The sequence below is a fragment of the Paenibacillus sp. JGP012 genome, from assembly GCF_014203995.1.
Classification (GTDB): domain Bacteria; phylum Bacillota; class Bacilli; order Paenibacillales; family Paenibacillaceae; genus Paenibacillus; species Paenibacillus silvae.
The window spans coordinates 217,882-234,855 of record NZ_JACHKG010000002.1 but is presented as its reverse complement, the minus strand read 5'-3'; the positions used below and the strand labels follow the sequence as shown (position 1 = coordinate 234,855).

Below are 16,974 nucleotides of genomic sequence, written 5' to 3'. Positions count from 1 at the left end.
TTCGTCCCCCTGCTTGCTCACAACGATCAGCTTAGTGCAGCACCCTGATCGCTGTGAACTTCGTTTACACGTGCACGGGTCATCTGATCTGCTTGAGCCAATTAGCGCGCAGCAGCTACAGCCTGCAGAAACTCTTCAGCAGCCTTCGTTACTCGTCCGTAATCACCGGAATCCTTGTGAGCTTTAGTGATATAACTGCCGACACCAACGCCAACACAGCCAGCAGCAAGCCATTCATGCACATTTGCTGGCGTAACTCCACCCGTAGGTGCAATCGCAGCTTGAGGCAGTGGTGCAGACATCGCTTTAACATACTGCGGCCCTACAGCTTCTGCCGGGAACAGCTTCACGATATCCGCTCCCGCTTCAAGCGTCTCTACAATCTCCTTGGCAGTGAACGCCCCGCTGACTGTTACTGCCTGGTAACGGTTAGCCACCTTGATCATATCAGGGTTGAGTTGAGGACTTACCAGCATCTCTGCTCCAGCCAGTATAGCAGCTCGCGCCGTTTCCCCATCGAGAATTGTACCTGCACCGATCAGAATACCTTGGGAAGCATATTTACGTGATAAAACCTTGATCACATCCAGTGCTCCCGGTACACTCATCGTAATTTCGAGTGCCCGGATTCCTCCTGCAATTGCTGCTTCTGCAACGGATAGTGCCTCTTCTTCACTTTCTGATCGAATAATCAGTACAATGCCGGTTTCGGCAATGGTCTTCATGTTCTCCAGCTTACGCCACATATCTGTATCCCCCTTAACTCATATGTCTATATACGTTGGACTACAGCTTTTACACCATCCACTCCGATGACAGAATAACCTTCCAATCGCTGTTATCCCCAGATTTTTTCGATTCCCTTTCCAAAGGGGAAAATCCGGTGATAAAGGCGACCGCTTCGCTTTTTCAGGTTTTTTCTGTCCTCTCCGTTCACGTGTAAATAAATAGTTCAACTTATATAGTTTCTATTAATCTGCACTTCCATAAGCCTACTCTCGTCTTTGCGGATACAAGCGATCACCGCTGTAACCCAGCTGACCGGAGAGCTTCCATGCGGCTTCTTTAACCAGCTTTACAATGCTGGCCTCACGTTCCGGGGTCATGCCGGAATACATGCTAGCCACACTGATTGCAGCCACAGGCTCGTCCCACTGATCGTAAACAGCAGACCCGATGCAGTACATCTCCAGATGATCCTCACGGTCATCAATTGAGTAACCGCGCTCACGAATCTCCTGCATGTCCTGCAAAATATCGGGAATCGTCACTTTGGAGTAGGATGTGCGCGAAGGGATCTCGCCTTCTCCCAAAATCTCCAGCACCTTGCTGGTCGGAAGAGCTGCAAGCAACGCCTTGCCCAGCCCGGTAGTATGCATATACCGGCGGGAGCCCAGCTTGGCTGTTGGCCGCATCACTGAATAACTCTCCGCTTTGTCCAGATATACGATCCGCCCTTTGTCCTCAATGCCAAGAAAGGCCGTGCTGCCTGTCTGACGATTCAACTCCTGAAGCAAAGGCCGGGCCATATGGGGAACGCCCATATTGGACAAATAAGCCATGCCTGTCTCAAACGCCGCAATACCCAGGCGATATGTCTTGAGACGTGCATCGTCCATTTCAATAAACCCTTTGTGCAGCAGGGTCTGCACGAGTTCAAACCCGCTGCTCTTGGGCATGTTCATCTGTTTGCATATTTCATTCAGTGTTAACGGAGCACCACTCTTGGCAAATAAAACGAGTAAATCTGCTACACGCTCCGCAGATTTATTCATGCGAATATTGTCCATGTTATCTCCTTCAAATTCTTCGACGTCGAAGTTCGCATATGTGAACTTATTTCACATCACCGAACGATGCCCTCATTATAGATCAGCCATTCAGAAAATATCAACCGCTTTCTCAAAATTTTTTTCTGAATTCTTTTTCCCCAAAAGGGATTGTTTTTCCGAGAGAAACAGTATAGTCTAAAAGCAAATGTTCACCAACACGAATCAAGTTCGTATATGCGAACCATAAATGTAAAAGTAACATTCATTCTTGATCGATATGATCCTGAAATTCTGTAGGGGGAAGTGCGCATGAAACCTGTACTGATTTTTCTCATTGGCTCCGCTGGCTCGGGTAAATCAACCATTGGCAAGAGGCTAGCTACCGAGCATCACTTTTGTTACTTGGATAAAGATGTTTTGTGTAACACGTTTACGGGCAAACTTCTGGAAACGCAAGGATATTCCCCTCATGATCGTGACGGCAACAGCTATTACCGCGATATCGTGATGGATCTGGAGTACGAAACGTTACTAAACGTGGCCAACGACAATCTGCAACTGGGCAGATCGGTTATTCTGGACGCGCCTTTTGTTGGTTATTTTCATAAAAGCGATTACATTGACGGGTTGGTGTCTAAATACGGGTGGGAACAGGTCATTCCTGTTGTGCTCCGGGTCGATGTAAATATGGACGTGCTTGAACAGCGCTTGCGAAATCGAGGGTTGGAGAGGGACAGATGGAAGCTCGAGCACTGGGATGCTTTTGTGCAAGGAATAAAAGCCAATGTATGTACGTGGGAAAATATACAGCTGATCTCTGTTGATAACAGTTCAGAGGATTTTGATCTGGAACAACTGTCTTCACAGCTGCCCTTAGCTGTAACATCCCTTGGTTCTTAGGATCATAACCTAGACAAAAAATATGGACCCGACACCGGTATGAATACCTATATCCATACCTATCCATACCTCTACCTTACCTATACGACACCAAAAAAAGTACACAGAGAGCAACTGCCCTGCTGTGTACTTTGGTGTTCTATAATCATATATTCAGCAAGACTGCAAAGCCCCGCTGTTCCCCATTACTGTGAATCTAGCTTTTATCTGCTGTATCACTTGTATCTGCTTTGCCGCTTTCATCTGTCGATTCAGGCTCGATGAGCTGTGTTGTATTCGGGTCCAGCCAGCTGGCAATCATACCGCGTACATATTTCAGGTCGTCCTCAGACAGATCGTAGTACCAGGTACCACTGCGCATCGCTCCGTCGCCTTTCAGCATGTAATTGCTGATGGTTGGTGCACTATCCTTCATATATAGAGACTCGGCAAAATTGACGATAAAGTCCGATGTCATATTGGTTGTGAAATTCGATCCGGCAATCTGGATGACGTCTGGAATTTTGGTCAGATTTTTGACCTCCAGCGCACGATTCATGAACGCACTCAGAAATATCCGGTGCCGCATTGTCCGGTTAAAATCGGAATCCTCCCGATAACGTACATATCCCAGTGCCTCTTCGCCGTTATAGATCGGTTTGTTGGCTTGCACGAACAGCTTCTCATGGGCTTTATTTTTGTTCTCAATGTCTTTCGTAATCGGCAGCTCCACGCCACCAACCGCATCAACAATGTCTTTCAAGCCATGAAAGTTAATCGCCGCATAAAAATCTACCTTGTTCTCCAGCAGCTTCTCTACCGTATCCATCGCCATCTTCGCTTCGCCATGAGCATAAGCCGAATTGATCTTGGACTTCACATCACGACCCACGATTTCGGTGTAGGAGTCACGCGGAATGGACAGCAGCAGCACTTTATTATCCTCTGGACGCACGACCGAATAGATGATCGTATCCGAACGGCTTGGCTCGTTATCTCGTTGATCAATGCCCAGCAGCAGCAGTGAAAAAGGTTCTGTATGCTGTACAACAGGAGCCTCTCGATCACCAACACCTTTATAGGATTTGTCCAGCGCTTCCTTTACCGTACCTGCGGCGAACATATTAAAACCCAGCCTGACAAGTTCCTTTTGATAGATAAACCCGAGTCCTCCCAGCACAATCAGTATGCTGAAAGTGATGATCAGAGGTTTCTTCCATTTTTTCTTCGGTTTCTTTGGCTTCCGGCGAGTTAAATGTGCAACACTGTTCTCCATCATATCTCCTTTATAATAGCGGTTTCTTCATTCATTTAACTATATTAATAACACCTTTTCAATAGATTACGTTATAAATCGGCTATACAATATCAGACATAGAAGGAGCGATGAACGATGGAGTATCGACGTTTAGGCAACAGCGGTCTGCGGGTCTCCGCACTGGGACTGGGCACGAATGCATTTGGCAAAAGGGCCGATCAGGCCACCTCTACCCGCATTGTTCATGCAGCGATGGATCAGGGCATCAACTTTATCGACACCGCCAACATCTATGCTGGCACAGAATCAGAACGAATTATCGGAGAGGCCCTTGCCGGGCGTCGTGAAAACGCGGTGCTTGCAACCAAAGCCGGCTTGCCCCGGCATGATGGACCTCATGGTCGCGGCTCCTCGCGCTACCATCTCCAGCAAGAGCTGGAACATAGCCTGCGGCGTCTGCAAACGGATTATGTTGATCTGTACCAGATCCATACCTTTGACCCGCATACCCCGCTGGATGAAACCTTGCGCACACTAGACGACATGATCACGTCCGGCAAAGTGCGCTATATCGGCGCCTCCAACTATGCCGCCTGGGAGCTGATGAAAGCGCTCGGCATCAGTGACATGCGCGGTTATGCACGCTATATCTCCACACAGACCAGCTACTCCCTTGCCGATCGCACACCCGAGAATGAACTCGTTCCCATGTGTCTTGATCAGGGAGTAGGCATTATCCCGTATTTCCCGCTGGCTGGCGGTATTCTCACGGGCAAATATAATGGGCAAGCCAGCGTGCCGGCCGGCTCCAGGGCAGAGACCGATCCGTCCTTTAACCGTTTCCTGTTAGAGCACAACATCAAGCTTAGTGAGCAGGTGAGCACCAGAGCAGAAGCGTACGGCTGCTCTCCAAGCGTGCTGTCCCTGGCCTGGTTGCTGTCACGTCCCGCAGTATCCACGGTTATTGTTGGTGCGACACAGACTGAGCAGCTTGAGCACAATCTGGCCAGCCTGGAATTAAAGCTGCCGCATGAGCTGCTGTCCGAACTGGACCAGCTTAGTGAGGACTTCCGCCACGGCGAGCCGTTTGCAGCTTATCGGCTGGAATAGATGATCATACCAAATAAACCTTCCTGCATTACGGAATCCGTAAACAGGAAGGTTTATTCTTTTTTTCGTCATTTTTCGCCAAAGCTATAAAAAAAATCAAGGCATGAGAAAACGCTGTTACGTTCATTGCAATTGCAGACTAATGATTATCTGAAAGATAACTATTATTGATCGGTTTTATGTCGAATAAATTCCTGCATAATTTCCATGTAGCCATCTTTGCGCTCAGCCAGAAGCTCGAAGAAATTTTTGTCTGATTCTTCAACAAGATTCATGCCCTCGATCGCCAGCCTTGTGCCTTCAGGGGTGGTTGTAATAATATTTGCCCGTGTATCCGTCTGATGACGAGCACGTTTAATATAGCCCCTCTTTTCAAGGGTGCGAAGAACCTGGGAAGTCACGTTAACATCCACATTGGCAAACTGAGCAATCTGAACCTGGGTAACTCCCTTGCCTTCAAAGTCACGCTCATTAAGCCATAAACAAGAATGCAGTAAAATAAATTGCGGCTGTGTCAGCTCAAGCGGTTCCAGCACCCGCCGCACTTCCTTTTGCCACATCGTAGTCACCTGCCATAACAGGTATCCTGGGCTATCTTGCGGATTGGTGTATCGTGAGCTTTTCATTCTTATACCTCCGTGATGTACGATCTTGTGAAGCTGAGATGTGTCTCCATCGTATAACAAGTCTGTTAGTAATAACGCTTCGGAACATACATCCGTTGCATCTTTACCATGTTATATTTTGAAATAATAACCTTATTTATCGTGTAGGAATAAACTGTTTCACCCATTGACCAAATCCTTGTGGATTTCGACTCTGGATTAGAACCGTACCCTCTCCGCGGAAACGGCAGACCAAACCTTCCCCACTGGTTACGCTGGACAACCAGCCTTGGGAAGCTTTTTCAATGCGATATTCCATGTATTGAGGCCATGCCACCAGATGTGCATTGTCCACAATAACCTCTTCGCCAGCAGCCAGATGTATGGGATGGATCGCACCATAAGAGGACAGGAAGACCGTGCCTCGTCCACTGATTTCAACGATAAAGAAGCCTTCTCCGGAAAAAAGACCTTTTTTCAGATTTTGCATTTTGGTGTTCACCTGTATCCCTTCGGTTCCTGCCAGAAATCCATCTTTCTGTACATAAAGAGAATAGGAACCATCCAGTTCAATAGCCTGCACATTGCCCATGGCAGAAGGGGAAAGCAATATCTCGGCAGAGCCTCCCGCTGCTGTTAGCTCTTGGAAGAAAAACTTCTCCCCGCTTAGCATACGCCCGAATCCGGCAAACATGCCGCCTTCCGCTGACCCCTTCAGATCAACCGTCGGAGTCATAGATACCATAGCTCCACTCTCAGCCTTGAAACGTTCCCCGCGCTGCAACTCCACCTTGAGCATAGCAAAAGCGCCATCATATAAAATTTCATACCTCATGGTTCTACCAGCTCCTTGTTATGGTCAGTATCAAAATCGTTGAGTCCGTTATCCTCCAAAACTGCTGATTTGTCGCCATACTCCTTGATGATATGCTGATCCCCCCAATGACAAAGAGCGTTCAGAATCGGCTCCAGACTCCATCCGTATTCACTCAGCTCATACTCTACTTTGGGCGGGACCTGATTGTATACAATTCGGTTGACAATGCCATCATCCTCCAACTCTCTAAGCTGCTGTGTCAGCATCTTCTGGGTAATTGCAGGCATAATTCGCTTCAGATCGCTGGTACGTTTCTTTCCATGTGTCAGGTGACAAAGAATAACACACTTCCATTTGCCGCCAATCACCTCCAGCGTTGCTTCTACCGAAATATTATATTTTTTACGCTCCATCAGCGTCTTCCTCCTTGTTCAATACCTCTATCGGCGTTTAATCCGGCTAGTGTACAGGTACTAAAAAGTACGTAGGGTACTAAAAAGTACGTACTATTCTTTCCGCACCGAATAATTCATAATAGCATTTGCCGATAAGCAAATCTACATGCAAGGAGTTGAGCAAGACATGCATCTTGAAACAAAACGAAGCACATGGGCGCTGCTGGCTCTGGCGATCAGTGCTTTTGCCATTGGTACAACCGAGTTCATCAGTGTGGGACTGTTGCCACTGATTGCGGACGATCTTCACATTACCGTAACTTCAGCGGGTCTGACCGTGACCATATACGCTCTAGGTGTCATGTTCGGTGCTCCGGTACTAACGTCACTGACATCTGCCATATCCCGAAAAACCTTGCTAATGAGCATTATGCTGGTCTTTATCGCAGGTAACACGATCGCTTCACTATCAACCGGGATTACGATGCTGCTCATCGCACGGGTCATATCCGCTCTGGCTCATGGCGTGTTCATGTCCATTGGTTCCACCATAGCAGCAGACCTGGTCCCTGCTGACCGCAGAGCAAGTGCTATTGCGATCATGTTCTCGGGACTGACCATTGCGACGGTAACCGGCGTACCTTTGGGTACATTTATAGGACAGCACTTTGGCTGGCGTACTGCCTTCATTCTGATTGCTGTTGTCGGTATTCTTGCACTTGCAGCCAATCTGCTGCTTGTACCCGCTACCTTAAAGCCCGGGATCCGTACAGCCCTTCGCGATCAGGTGAAGCTGGTGACGAGCGGACAGCTGGTGCTTGCCTTTATTATTACTGCTGTAGGCTACGGAGGCACCTTCGTGGTGTTCACGTATCTGTCTCCGCTATTGCATGATATCAGCGGTTATTCAGACAAAACAGTAGCTTTCATTCTGCTGCTCTACGGCATCGCTATTGCCATCGGCAACATCATTGGCGGCAGGGCTGCCAACCGCCATCCATTAAGGTCACTTCTGTACATGTTCATTGTACAGACCGTCATACTGGGCGTGTTATACTTCACTGCACCCATTAAATCTGCGGCATTACTGACTATTTTCGGCATGGGGCTGCTTGCCTTTATGAATGTGCCAGGTCTGCAAATGGTTGTAGTCACACTCGCAGAACGTTATGCACCACAGGCCAAGGATGTCGCCTCTGCTTTTAATATTGCGGCATTTAATGCAGGCATCGCCATCGGCGCCTATCTTGGCGGTGTGGTGAATGACTCTATTGGTTTGATCCACACCACCTGGGTTGGTGCATTAATGGTGCTCGTTGCGGCAATCCTGACCCTATGGGCCAGATTTCTCGAAGGAAAAGTAACAACAACGGATTCGCTGCAGGCCGGCTGAGTTCAAACGCATCAAGGTCTCAGATAAATCTGCAAAAGCACCTATCTCGTGGTTGTCGAGATAGCCTTTATAACGGGAACCGGTTTCATATGTTTATTTCGACTATATACGTTACTATATACGTTGAATGCTATTTGATCTACTATAGTTTGATTTTGTATCATGAAATTTTAGCAATTTCACTTTAAATGGAAATATTTTAACAATACAAGGAGGATTTATTATGAACACAGCACAGCATCTACAATCTACAACGACATTGCATAACGGGATTCATATGCCTTGGTTTGGTCTGGGTGTCTTCAAGGTCGAAGAGGGGCAAGAACTGATCGAAGCGGTAAAACAAGCCATTAAACACGGGTACCGCAGCATCGATACTGCCGCCATATACGGGAACGAAGCCGGTGTAGGACAGGCTATTGCCGAAGCACTTCAGGAAAATGGACTGAAACGCGAAGACCTGTTCATCACCTCCAAGGTATGGAATGCAGATCTTGGATATGAAGAAACCCTTGCTGCGTTTGATACAACGATGAACAAACTTGGACTGGATGTGCTGGATCTGTATCTGATTCATTGGCCCAAAGCCGGCAAGTACAAAGGTGCTTGGAAAGCGATGGAAGAGCTGTACGCTGCGGGCCGAATCCGGGCCATTGGCGTGAGCAACTTCCAGATTCACCATCTGCAGGATTTGATGCAGGATGCACTGGTTAAACCGATGGTAAACCAGGTCGAGTATCACCCGCGTCTAACGCAGGAAGAGTTAAAGGCATTCTGTGAGCAGCATGGCATTCAGCTTGAAGCCTGGTCACCATTAATGCAGGGGGAACTGCTGGACAACCCGGTACTGACAGAGATCGCTTCATCTAAAAGCAAATCGGTTGCCCAGATTATTCTGCGCTGGGATCTGCAGAATGGCGTAGTGACCATTCCAAAGTCAACCAAAGCGCATCGGATTACCGAGAATGCCGACATCTTCGACTTTGAGCTATCCACGGAAGAGATGCAGCGCATCAGTTCCCTGAACGATAATGTACGTGTAGGTCCAGACCCGGATAACTTTGATTTTTAAATTGTAATGTATAGTAAGGTTCAATCTATATAGGGATACGCTGTTACACCCATATAGCGATACAGTCATGGTTCAACGATCACCCAAAGTCGATTGTTCATCAATCGGCTTTGTTTTTTGTGTTCCATCCGTTTTATTAAACTGGTTAATGAGTTTGTCCAGTATCACTGACTGTTTGATTAATTCAGGATGCAGCAATCCGTCATATTTCTTCGCAATTTCATGCAGGCGGCTCCTGGCCTGTTCAATTTCCAACTGCATAAGCGTGCTTCTTTTCATCAAATTCAGCCCCTCTGTAACATTTTAAAATTTGATGTCAGAATATAGAATAATCTTTTAAAGGCACAAAAAGAGATTCGGAGCTAGAAATACAAAAAAGCAGTCCTATGAAGCATAGAACCATACAACAAGACAAATTTACTTTTTCAACAGTTCCAAATGATCTCTGATTTTTTCAAACATAGCCAAACAGGAGGTCATAATTTTGCTGCTCCCCATGGCTATCGATTGATTTAAGCCTTCTAACATGAGCTCTGTGGCAGAATGGATGTCCTTACTTTCGTTGAAGCGATACACCGCCAGATCTCCTAGAAACTGAACATATCTCTCTTTTATTATCGCCGGTTTATACTCACCAAACTCAGCTTTTTCCGATTGATAAGGTATATACTCCGCAAAACGTTCCAAGATCGCATCAATATTGAAATGATATAGATTTGCGGCTTGGATCATATGCCACAGAGCAGTGAATATCTCAGCTTCGCGGGTTGCTATGTAATTAGCATAATCATGAATAATATGCACTTCTCCTGACATCAGCCGATACAGATACGTGTTTGCAACAGCCCACTCCGAGAATTGCCTTATAATCTGTTGAGCTTGCTCGTCTTTCTCTCGAATCCAGCTTTCCCCGCCATCGTACAAACTCACAAGTTCAAGTGCTCTTTTGTAATCACCACACTTTTCACTTGCTGTAGCTTGAGCCAGATAGGCGTATAAAATATAGTAATAAAGCGGTCTTTCTGTCCCCTTTTCGACTTCTGCCGGACGAACAGAACGGTTGCACCATTCATATTGTATCGTTGCAATTCGTTGCATTTCTACGGCTAATGTATTCACTTTCTCCCACTTATGGGCCGTTCCAAACACATTCATGAGCAACTTCAACGCTTCAAGCTGATAAGTTTCATCAAGTCGATTAACATAGGTTTCAAACTGAGTTGCCGCACGCACATTTTCTTCTATATCTTCTCCCAGATCAATGACAAACAAACGATACTGACATATCGCAAGTCGTTCAGAATGTTGATACTTCTCTGCTTCACATACACCTCTATATAGAATAGCCGCTGCCAAGTGCTTGTTATTTGCAAACAATTCTTCAGCGATATCAAATAATACAGAAACATAAGAAAGATCCTCCAATAAAAGGATCGTGACCTGCCGAATACAATCTAGACGATCAAGATCAGCACAGCGAAATATAAACGGCCGTATACGTCTGATGGAAATTGAAAATGAAAAACATTCTTCAACATAATCATTATAAAAGTAATCTTCGGGGAGCCCCATTCCAGAGATAATCGCTGCGAGTTGATTCATAGATATAGGCCTATTCCCTTGTAATATTCGGCTGAGCGTTCCCGAGTTTATGCCTGATGCCATGGCAAAGTGAGAATGTTTAATCCGGTTGTCCTGTATATGTTTTATCAATTTCTCTCGAATTGAGTTTGTCCAATCCATCATGCTCACCCCACAAATATACAAATAATAGGATGAAAACCTATATATAACGATACTAGTTAAGAATCAATCCATGGTCAACAGCAAGTATCCTCTAACACGTGATATTCAAAAAGAGGGATTGGACACCACCTGGCCTCAACCGACCTCGTTCAATCCAGCCCCTAACCCCCTTCTAACTCTAACGATTCCAGATGAGCTTATTTGGGGCATATTAGGCTGTCTAGAATTCTAACGATCTCCAGAGACCTTATTTATCTGAAAACACCACATAAACGCTGTTTTTCACATCACTTTCTTCAAATAAGGTTTCCTGGGATCGTTAGAAAATAAAAACATGTGATATCGCCTAAATAGCGTTTCTGGAGATCGTTAGAGTTTTGACCACATCAGGAGGACAGAGCATCGGAGAAAAAAATGACTCACAAGCTTCGACAGCAAGCACCAAAAGACTGTGTCTAAATCCGATTCAGAATTTAGGCACAGCCTCTGTTCACTTTTCAAACAGCACCCGATGTAAGAGATCATTTTCAGCCGGAGAGGGAAGCTATATAAGTTGAACTAAAGATTTTACACAATCCCACTCCGATGACAAAACAACCTTCCAATCACTGTTATCAACAGATTTTTTCGATCCCCTTTTCCAAAGGGGGAAATCCGCTGATAAAGGCGAAGCTTATGCTTCTGATGTAGCTTTCTTGGAAAAAGCTTTTAGCTCCGCTTTTTCAGGTTTTTCTTTCCTCTCCGTTCACGTGTAAATGAATAGTTCAACTGATATAGACCCGGCTCCGCTCTCTGGTTCCAGTTTCGGCGCCAGCTTACACAAAGGGCCTCCAGCCATCTTCCCCCGACAGAACGAGGGACAAATCATAATTGGCTGCTTCTTCATCCGTCAGTATCCGTGACCATGGAACACGCCGATCTGCACGCCCGGCTCCAGGCCCGGCACTTTTGTATTCTGCATACTGAACCGTAGCTTCAGCATCTGCTTTATTCCAGTTATGCCAGCCCTCCTGTTTCACATGTGCGCCCATCCAGCAGTTCAGGAAACAGACTTTCGCATCATTCCGCCACGGCCTGCCCAGATACACCGATTGCGGAGGAGCACTGCTGGTCAGATCACAGTCCACGAATACATACCCGTAACGTACATCCGCTGGTGTGGAAGCTGCTGTAATCCAGCCATTCACCTGTCCTTCGGCGACCTCCGCTTCAGTCAGGCGGCTCTTCGTAAAAATCTCGCAGCCCTTGAACACTACCGTCGCCGAGCCAAAAATAAAATCGATATCCCCTTCAATATAACAATTCTCGAAATACTGTCTTAATTTCCGCCGTTCCGCACCGTCACGCGGCCCGCCGAAATAACTGCGGTCCAAGGGCTGCTCGGGCAGCGGCCCGGTGAAGATCGTATCCTGATGGCCGATAAAATGGCAGCGGCGAAACACTGCACGATCTCCATCTACGTACACTGCCAGCGCCTGACCGACATCTTTGCCCGGACCAGCCGAGTTTACAAATGAAATGCCTTCTGCCGTAAAATCATCCGCCCCGATAAACGCTGTATAGGAATAAAATGTATGATACTGGGAGCCGTCCGGGAATCGCTTGAGCGCATGATCATCATATGTGATGATGGTATGCTCCGCTCCCTCACCGATAAGTTGAATACCCGGTTTCTCCACATGCAGCTTCTCATAATACACGCCTGCCTTCACTCGAATCAGAAGACGGCTGCCGCTGCCATCACTGCCATCAGCGTTGTTGTCTGGCAGCGCATCGATAGCATCCTGGATGCTCGAATAATCCCCTGTTCCATCAGAAGCAACAGTGAGGTAAGGGCCGGAGCCCGATGATCCCAATGCCCCCTCCGCCTCCACACCTTCTTCTGCCAAGCGCTGATCCGTCATGGCAACCGCTCCATTTCGATTGCAGCCAGCAGCAACGGGGCCACGCCCATAAAGGAATCGCTTACAACAGCCTCGCTCACATAGTAGCTATAGGAGCCATCCCGGTCCAGACTCAGCCCTGCCCCATGGCATATGCCGTTTAACCGTACACCATCAGCCGTTTCCTCCACCAATCTGGAAGTAAGGCCCTGCCAGCCTTTCTCGGCTGCTGCCCTGAAATGAGGCTCCAGATAACGAAGACGTACACCTTTGGCAAGCGCATATACAAACATGCTTGAACCCGAAGCTTCGAGATAGTTCCCTTTGCGGAAGCCCTGATCCAGTACCTGGAACCACAATCCGCTGTCCTGCTCCTGAACCCGAACCAACGCATTACACATGCGCTCGAAAATGCCAATGATTGTGCCCCGCTTCGGATGGTTCAGCGGGAAATGCTCCACACTGTCCACAATAGCCATGGCATACCAGCCCATCGCCCGGCTCCAGAAGTGCGGCGAACAGCCGGTCACCGAATCGGCCCAGACCTGCTCCTTCGATTCATCCCAGCCATGATACAGCAGCCCGGTACGCGGATCACGTGTCTTTTGTTCAATCAGCAAAATCTGATGAGCCACTTCATCCCATAACTCCGGATGCTGGAACGTCTTTGCATATTGGGAGAGGAAGGGTGAGGACATATACAGCCCATCCAGCCACATCTGGAACGGATAGATTTTTTTATGCCAGAATCCACCTTCTGACGTTCGAGGCTGACCTGCGAGCTGCGCGGCAAGCAGATGTGCTGCTTCGGCATAACGATCATCCACTGCACCGTCGAGTAACGCAAACAGGTTTTTGCCCTGATTAATCTGATCCAGATTATATTCTTCGAGAGAGTACGTACCAATGGAACCGTCCGGCTGCACGTACAAGTCCATATGTCTTTTCATAAAATCAATATACTCGGGCTTGTTATATAATTCTCCCGTGCGCGCCATTGCCATCAACGTCATGCCTTCCACATACGCCCATCGTCCCGAAGGGAACGCATGGAAGCCTTCATCGTTGCACTGCTGCATGATCGTAGCTGCAATTCGCTCTGACCAGGATAACTGCGTCTGTACCTGCATCACGGCACCTCCTGTAATGTTATTTCGCTTGTAAGCAAACACATGAATCATAATGTTTTGGCTGACCTGATGATCGAGCCTTGTACGATGTCCCCGGGTACATCGATCAGATTCACCAAACTAAAATACTGCCAACTTTTTGCCATACAACGCCCAGACTCATCTCATCATAATAAACCGTGCCTCGGCATGTATGACCTGTCCCTAAAATGTTTGTGCAAGCACTACTGCCGGCACGTTGCTGTTGAATTGCGCAGGTTCAGCCTCGGCTGAATGACAACCGGAACCTCAACCTGCTCGTCACGGATCAGAGATACGATCAGCTCTGCGGCCTGAACAGCCAGTTCATCCAGCGGCGGACCGATCGTGGTCAGAGCAACCTCTGCATATTGCATATCGGGCAGATCGTCGTAACCGATAATGGATATATCTCGCGGAACACTATAGCCCGCCTCAAGCAATGCCCGGAGCGCCCCTCGCGTCACAAGGTTGTTCAGGCCAATAAACGCGGTAGGAGATTCAGGGCCGAATGTATAATTTCGGATGGCAAAATATCCATCCTCCCAGGAGGAATGCGCTGGCAGCACATGACTCTCGTCAAAAGCAAGACCTGTGCGCTGCAAGGCTTCCCTGTATCCTTCCAGCTTCACATGCTGCGAGTTGCCGATGAATCCAATCCGGCTATGCCCGAGAGATTTCAGATGCTCCACCGCTTTGAAGAGTCCCTCCTTACGATCAATCTTGATGTAAGGAGAGTTCGGTGCTTCATCTGTACCGAGGACAAAACATGGCATGTTAAGGGTCGCGAACTTTTTCCAAAACACGTCCCGATTGTCCAGCGCATAATCCCACAGAATACAACCGTCCACACGCAGCTGGCTGAATACATCCACCCCGTCGTCGGCCACAACCAGGATCATCTGATATCCCCGCTTCTTCAGCTCGGTATGCAGACTGCCCGATATGTTGGAGAAGAGCGGATTGCTGAGCTCATCGAGCACAAACCCGATGATGTTGCTTCTGCCGGTGGAGAGCTGCCGGGCCAGCATGTTTTTCCGGTATTGATGTTTCTCCGCTACCGCGAGTACCTTCTGCTTGGTCGCCGGTTTGATCCGGGGATCATCATTCAGTGCCTTCGATACCGTGCTGTAGCTCACTCCCGCCAGTTTGGCTATATCTTTAATGGTAATCAAATTGAATCAACACCTCTCATATGCCTGAAACCTATATCCTATTTCTGTGCAGCTTTATAGCGATCATATTGTGCCTGTCTGCCTGCGATCACCTGTTCAACATTCATACTTTTCAGTGTTTCGATATAATTGTCAAACTGATCCAGGCTTGCGTCACCGCTAATAAATTTGAAGTTCATCTCTTCTACATACGTGGTGATGTCAGGCATCGACATGCTCTCTACGCTTGCTTCATCCGGCAGAGCATACACAAACGGGAACGGCTCACGAACATATTTCTCTAATTCTTTATCCAGCTTCGCATGCCAAGGAGCTACGATGGAATCCGCAGAATCGGTGGATTGAATGTTTGGCAGATTGACCGGACCGATCCCGAGCTTCTGGATATATTCATTGTCTTTACCTTTATCCGTAAACTTCTTCTCGCCATTCTCTTCTGTGTAGGTGTCATCCTTGATGCCCCAAGTGTAATAGGTCTGTGCTTCTTCACTGACCGCATAATCCAGGAAGCGGAATGCCAGCTCCGGATTTTTGCTATCCTTACTAATTCCGAAGATGCCGCTGACTGGCGTACGCCCGATGTAGAACTGGTCTCCATGCGGCCCTTTTAATGGCAGAATGCCTTTGATAATTGGCTCTTCCGGCTTGTAATCCTTGAAGAGCGGGCTGTAAACCATCGACATATACCAGCTAAAATTAAACGTTGCCCCGGTTACATCCTGCGAGATCCGTGACGTAACCTGGTCGCTCGTGGTGCTCGCATAGTCCACCCCAAGCAAACCTTCCTTGTACAGACCATTCAAATACGTCAGGTATTCCTTGTAGGCTGGCTCATAATAGCTGAAGTGTACTTTACCTTGATCATCTGCATAGAAATTGTTTGATAGATCAAGTCCAAAGGCCGGACCGAAGGCCATTGGCACAAACTTCGATTCCATGGACAGTGGAATTTCATCCGCTTTGCCGTTGCCGTTCGGATCTTCCGTTTTAAATTTGCGCAGCATCGCTGTAAACTCATCGAGTGTAGTCGGCTCATTTAAGCCCAGCTTTTTCAACCAGCGCTCATTGACCATGAACACAGGCATGTAGTTACGCGTCAGCGTCTGCTGTGGAACATAATACATTTTACCATCTGGCGTTGTTAAACTGGCTTTAACCGATGGCGACTTTTCATATATTTTTTTGAGATTAACGCCGTACTTCTCCACCAGATCATTAATCGGAATAAACAGACCGCTGTTAATGTACTTCATCAATTGATCCTGATCCGGCAGATACACGATATCCGGGAGTCCTGTACCAGCAGCCAGTCTTGGATTAACAGCATCCGCATAGTTTTGAGGAGGGATCAGATCCCAATCCACTTTCACGCCCGCATTGCTCTCGATTTTCTTAACGATAGCGGCGGTAGACAAGTCCACGTTTGTTGTCCATGCATTGGTTGCCAGAATCGACAGCTTCGCATCCGGCTGATCCGTTACAGGTCCTGCACCTGTATAATTGAATGCCGGCTCCGAGCTGGCAGGTGTATTCCCCGCATCCGTTCCTGCGCCTGTTCCCCCGCTGCAACCCGCCAAACTGATCGCGAGTATTGCTGCAATTACACTTTTTCTTCCTGCCCCTTTGACTTTCATCCATCATTCCTCCTTGGTATGGAACCATTTTGAACTCCCTCAAAAACCCTTGAATCCTCCGCATCAACCTCGAACTCCCTGAAAAAA

General features: G+C 47.5%; 16 protein-coding genes. 4 read left to right on the top strand and 12 right to left on the bottom strand.

The genetic code is table 11. The features are described from left to right. Nucleotides 1-101: 101 nt before the first annotated feature. Both HNR77_RS03490 and HNR77_RS03485 read right to left on the bottom strand, forming a co-directional pair. Complete coding sequence (locus HNR77_RS03490) at nt 102-746, bottom strand: bifunctional 2-keto-4-hydroxyglutarate aldolase/2-keto-3-deoxy-6-phosphogluconate aldolase (protein ID WP_184180813.1); 645 nt, start codon at nt 744-746, stop codon at nt 102-104. Nucleotides 747-992: 246 nt separating this feature from the next. Beyond that, nucleotides 993-1,790: an IclR family transcriptional regulator gene (locus HNR77_RS03485; RefSeq protein ID WP_184180811.1), complete on the bottom strand. Its 798-nt coding sequence runs from the start codon at nt 1,788-1,790 to the stop codon at nt 993-995. 291 nt (nt 1,791-2,081) lie between these two features. Between HNR77_RS03485 and HNR77_RS03480 the strand changes: the two genes are divergently transcribed. Further along, the gene (locus HNR77_RS03480) at nt 2,082-2,672 is read left to right on the top strand and encodes a P-loop nucleotide/nucleoside kinase family protein (protein WP_184180809.1); all 591 of its coding nucleotides are present in this window, start codon (nt 2,082-2,084) and stop codon (nt 2,670-2,672) included. 196 nt (nt 2,673-2,868) lie between these two features. Here HNR77_RS03480 and HNR77_RS03475 read toward each other — a convergent pair whose 3' ends face one another. Continuing rightward, a complete protein-coding gene (locus tag HNR77_RS03475; protein ID WP_184180807.1) occupies nt 2,869-3,927 on the bottom strand; it encodes an LCP family protein in 1,059 nt (352 codons plus the stop codon). Between the two features lie 117 nt (nt 3,928-4,044). Here HNR77_RS03475 and HNR77_RS03470 point away from each other — a divergent pair, with 117 nt between their 5' ends. After that, nucleotides 4,045-5,019, top strand: coding sequence for an aldo/keto reductase (locus HNR77_RS03470; protein ID WP_184180805.1), 975 nt, complete (start codon nt 4,045-4,047; stop codon nt 5,017-5,019). Between the two features lie 164 nt (nt 5,020-5,183). Here HNR77_RS03470 and HNR77_RS03465 read toward each other — a convergent pair whose 3' ends face one another. The 3 genes from HNR77_RS03465 to HNR77_RS03455 form a co-directional block, all read right to left on the bottom strand. Then, nucleotides 5,184-5,645, bottom strand: coding sequence for a MarR family winged helix-turn-helix transcriptional regulator (locus HNR77_RS03465; RefSeq protein WP_111271249.1), 462 nt, complete (start codon nt 5,643-5,645; stop codon nt 5,184-5,186). Between the two features lie 136 nt (nt 5,646-5,781). Further along, nucleotides 5,782-6,459, bottom strand: coding sequence for a TIGR00266 family protein (locus tag HNR77_RS03460; RefSeq protein WP_184180803.1), 678 nt, complete (start codon nt 6,457-6,459; stop codon nt 5,782-5,784). Next, on the bottom strand, nt 6,456-6,854 hold the full coding sequence (locus HNR77_RS03455; protein WP_184180801.1) for a winged helix-turn-helix transcriptional regulator: 399 nt from the start codon (nt 6,852-6,854) through the stop codon (nt 6,456-6,458). Before HNR77_RS03455 ends, HNR77_RS03460 begins: the two co-directional genes overlap by 4 nt. Nucleotides 6,855-7,023: 169 nt before the next feature. Here HNR77_RS03455 and HNR77_RS03450 point away from each other — a divergent pair, with 169 nt between their 5' ends. Together HNR77_RS03450 and HNR77_RS03445 are read left to right on the top strand one after the other, a co-directional pair. Continuing rightward, entirely contained in the window at nt 7,024-8,229 is a 1,206-nt protein-coding gene (locus tag HNR77_RS03450) for an MFS transporter (protein WP_184180799.1), read from the top strand. Nucleotides 8,230-8,452: 223 nt separating this feature from the next. Continuing rightward, complete coding sequence (locus HNR77_RS03445; protein ID WP_184180797.1) at nt 8,453-9,301, top strand: aldo/keto reductase; 849 nt, start codon at nt 8,453-8,455, stop codon at nt 9,299-9,301. Nucleotides 9,302-9,373: 72 nt separating this feature from the next. Here the strand turns inward: HNR77_RS03445 and HNR77_RS03440 are convergent, their stop codons facing one another. The 6 genes from HNR77_RS03440 to HNR77_RS03415 form a co-directional block, all read right to left on the bottom strand. Beyond that, a complete protein-coding gene (locus HNR77_RS03440) occupies nt 9,374-9,580 on the bottom strand; it encodes an aspartyl-phosphate phosphatase Spo0E family protein (protein ID WP_184180795.1) in 207 nt (68 codons plus the stop codon). Between the two features lie 138 nt (nt 9,581-9,718). Next, on the bottom strand, nt 9,719-11,044 hold the full coding sequence (locus tag HNR77_RS03435; RefSeq protein ID WP_184180793.1) for a helix-turn-helix domain-containing protein: 1,326 nt from the start codon (nt 11,042-11,044) through the stop codon (nt 9,719-9,721). Between the two features lie 818 nt (nt 11,045-11,862). Next, entirely contained in the window at nt 11,863-12,951 is a 1,089-nt protein-coding gene (locus HNR77_RS03430; RefSeq protein WP_184180791.1) for a pectinesterase family protein, read from the bottom strand. Beyond that, nucleotides 12,948-14,060, bottom strand: coding sequence for a glycoside hydrolase family 88/105 protein (locus HNR77_RS03425; RefSeq protein WP_184180789.1), 1,113 nt, complete (start codon nt 14,058-14,060; stop codon nt 12,948-12,950). The genes HNR77_RS03430 and HNR77_RS03425 overlap by 4 nt, the downstream gene beginning before the upstream one ends. Nucleotides 14,061-14,284: 224 nt before the next feature. Continuing rightward, nucleotides 14,285-15,253: a LacI family DNA-binding transcriptional regulator gene (locus tag HNR77_RS03420; protein ID WP_184180787.1), complete on the bottom strand. Its 969-nt coding sequence runs from the start codon at nt 15,251-15,253 to the stop codon at nt 14,285-14,287. 38 nt (nt 15,254-15,291) lie between these two features. After that, the gene (locus HNR77_RS03415; protein WP_184180786.1) at nt 15,292-16,887 is read right to left on the bottom strand and encodes an extracellular solute-binding protein; all 1,596 of its coding nucleotides are present in this window, start codon (nt 16,885-16,887) and stop codon (nt 15,292-15,294) included. Between the last annotated feature and the right edge of the window lie 87 nt (nt 16,888-16,974).